Annotated in this window: 3 protein-coding genes; 1 reads left to right on the top strand and 2 read right to left on the bottom strand. The window is 37.5% G+C overall.

Features of this window, described 5'->3' with window-relative positions; genetic code table 11:
* On the top strand, positions 1-1,275 hold a 1,275-nt coding region (locus ACFVSH_RS24715; RefSeq protein WP_387708389.1), incomplete at its 5' end, for a YhgE/Pip family protein.
* A gap of 202 nt (positions 1,276-1,477) precedes the next feature.
* Here the strand turns inward: ACFVSH_RS24715 and ACFVSH_RS24710 are convergent.
* Positions 1,478-2,077 (bottom strand): exonuclease domain-containing protein, encoded by a 600-nt coding sequence (locus ACFVSH_RS24710; protein ID WP_387708387.1) that lies wholly within the window; start codon positions 2,075-2,077, stop codon positions 1,478-1,480.
* 187 nt (positions 2,078-2,264) lie between these two features.
* The coding region (locus tag ACFVSH_RS24705; RefSeq protein ID WP_387708385.1) for a hypothetical protein at positions 2,265-3,072 on the bottom strand (808 nt) is incomplete at its 5' end.

Below are 3,072 nucleotides of genomic sequence, written 5' to 3'. Positions count from 1 at the left end.
GAGAAAGCGCGTTTGGAAGAAGTGATCACTTCTCTAACCCGCATCAGTGAAGGTAGTAAAGGAGTATCTGAAGGAGTAGGTAAACTATCGGCAAGTGCAACTGAAATTGCTAAGGGCTCAAATAGTCTTAGTGCTGGAGCTAATCAGTTAGGTGAAGGCACAAGTGCAATTAGCGGCGGTTTCACTCAATTGAAGCAAGCTCAGGATAAACTCGCCAATGGAGCGAATGAACTGAAAAATGGTCAAGGTCAATTGGTATCTGGCTTGACAACATTTGGTGATAGTATAGATTCTGCACAAAGTGGGCTTGGACAGTTAACCGAAGGCAGCAATAACTTGGTAAGCGGACTTGATCAGCTTGAAGATGGCTCCAAGCAATTATCAAGTGGAACCTCACAGCTTTCCGAAGGTTCGAAAGGTCTGGTTAGAGGAACGGATAAGTTGAAGGAGGGTTCATCCAGCCTTACTAGCGGAATGGGAGAACTGGCGAATGGAGCCATTAAGTTACAAGATGGAATCGCCAAACTTTCAGATGGATCTGCAGAATTACATGACGAATTAAGTGATGGGGCAGACGAAGCAGGCAAGATAAAGTCCAATGATGAAGTATATGACATGTTTGCAAGCCCAGTTAAAGTGGATAAATTACCAATTAATGATGTCCCGAACTATGGCACTAGTTTTGCACCATATTTAATTTCATTAAGTTTATTTATCGGGGCTATCGTTCTGACGATCATTTTCCCGTTAAAAGATCCTGCTGTAAAACCCGCGAGTGGATTTAGCTGGTTTATTAGTAAATACAGCGTCATGGCACTCATAGGAATCTGCCAAGCCATAATGGTGGATTCGATTTTAATTTTAGGTCTTGGAATCAATGTTACGAGCCTGCCGCTATTTTTTGCAGTAAGCATTCTTGCTAGCTGTACATTCATGGCAATCATTCAGTTCCTGGGTTCGGCCTTTGACAATCCTGGCCGGTTCATAGCATTATTGATTTTGATTCTTCAACTGACCAGCAGTGGCGGAACATTCCCGAATGAATTAGTTCCTGGCTTCCTGCAAGGATTCACACCGTTCTTACCGATGACATATTCTATTAATGCTTTCCGTGCAGTCATCTCAACTGGAGATTATAGCTTCATGTGGCATAATCTTGGCATATTAGCAATATTCCTCGTTGTGGCATTAATATTATCACTTCTTTACTTTATTTATCGGTATAAGAAATTGAACGGCGCATTAAATGAAAAACAGGAAGAAGCAACTGTATAATGATCAAAAAAACAGCGACCCATGACGGGTCGCTGTTTTTTGATAAATATCAGGTAATAAGTGAAATGCAGGGAAATAAAAGTGCCCCTAAAATAACACCCATCGTAAAGTAATGCATTCCTGTTCTCGTGGAAAGGGCAATTTGCAATAAAAACGTTATTTTGTTTGGTGCGCCTAAACAATGAAGTAATTATGCAATCAGCTATACCCTTGTCTTTTGAGAAGCAGGTGCATATTTCTTCATTGGATTTTTTGCAATGACTTCCTTTAAATAAGGATGGCCAGAAGGTCCTGGTTTTCTCATTAGTTCCATTAGGTAAGATATATCGTCCATAGCCCTGTGTGTTTGGAAATTCGTAATATTATGTGCCTGCAATAATGTTAAGAGTTTACCATTCTCAAATCCGTATTGCTTCCAAGGTACATTCCGCATCGTACAGAACCATTTCTGATCATTGATTTCCGGATACATTTGGTAAAGAAAACTTCTATCTATAGAAGCATTATGTGCGAAAATAGAATCGGTACGCGAAATGAAGGATTTAACTTTTTCATCATGAAAACTTTTTCCTTCTACGGAACTGTATGGAATTCCATGAACTCTATACGCTTGATCATAATTCCTTCTTGCTCCAAAGGAGAGGGGCTCCCTTAAAAATGATTCCTGATCAATAAGATTAATAATTTCCCCTGTTTCACTGCTGTATGTAAAGAGTATAAGAGCAAGCTCGATAATTTCATCTGAAGAGGGACGTAAACCAGTTGTTTCTACGTCAAGCACTAAACCTAATCTATTAGACATTTTTTTTCCTCCAGTTGGGTTACATTCTTTTATTATAGCTGAATTAGGATAGCTATTGAAAGTGTAATGATTGTTTTAAAGTAGCATTCTGAAAATTGGTAGAGTAAGTGAGGATAAACAATGCTAAAAAAAAGATAGAGTATTGCTTTTTTCAAAGCAATCTCTATCTTTTTTTATCCATAGAAGTTCATAAGAATTGCAATATGCTTTCCAATTCATGTTCGGCAATTCGTATGAATTCTTCGTTTTTTTGAAGACTGAAAAGATTCTTGGATTGTTCTAAAAAGTGCAGTCCTTTTTCAGGTTGTTGAAGATGAACAAGATTCTTACCAGTTAAAAGATGGAGTTCCGCATATAAATATAATGATTCTATCGAATTACAAATGTTGATCCCTTTAAGGGTATAATTTAATGATTCCTGATAATAATGAAGTTCAGTCAATGTTTGTGCCAATCCATGAATGATCTTCAAGATAATAGTGCCTTCTTGATTCACATGGGGAATATTCTCGATAAACTCCAGTGCTTCATTGAAGATGTTGATGGCCTCTTCATAATTCTTCGTTTTAAAATGGATAATTCCGATACTATTTAAAACTTCTATCTCCTGTTGATGAAGAATGACCCGTTTCCCCATGGTAATCTGAATGGCCTCATTCAATAATTCTATAGCCCTTTGTTTGTCATTGTACAAATAAAAAAAAGAGATACCTTCCTGCCATTTCAAGAATTGATAAAACGATATCGATTTTTCCGGTGCAGTTGCCATTTCTTTTTGGACGATTTCATAAATTGCTTCATAATTACGTGTGCGTTTGTATTTGTTAATCAAAAGTTTAATGGTTTCTATGTAATTATAAATCGGTTCATTTTTGGTGGTGAAGAAATACGGCAGGTCAACTTTAAGCTTAACCGCAAAAAGTGCCAATTCATCAATGGTTGGAGAAGTGATGCTTCTTTCATAATCTGACAGGGCATTAGGTTCACATATATCC

The organism is Peribacillus sp. NPDC058002 (assembly GCF_042886655.1).
Taxonomy (GTDB): domain Bacteria; phylum Bacillota; class Bacilli; order Bacillales; family DSM-1321; genus Peribacillus; species Peribacillus aracenensis.
Note: the sequence above shows the minus strand (reverse complement) of the source record. Positions and strands in the feature narration are given on the sequence as shown.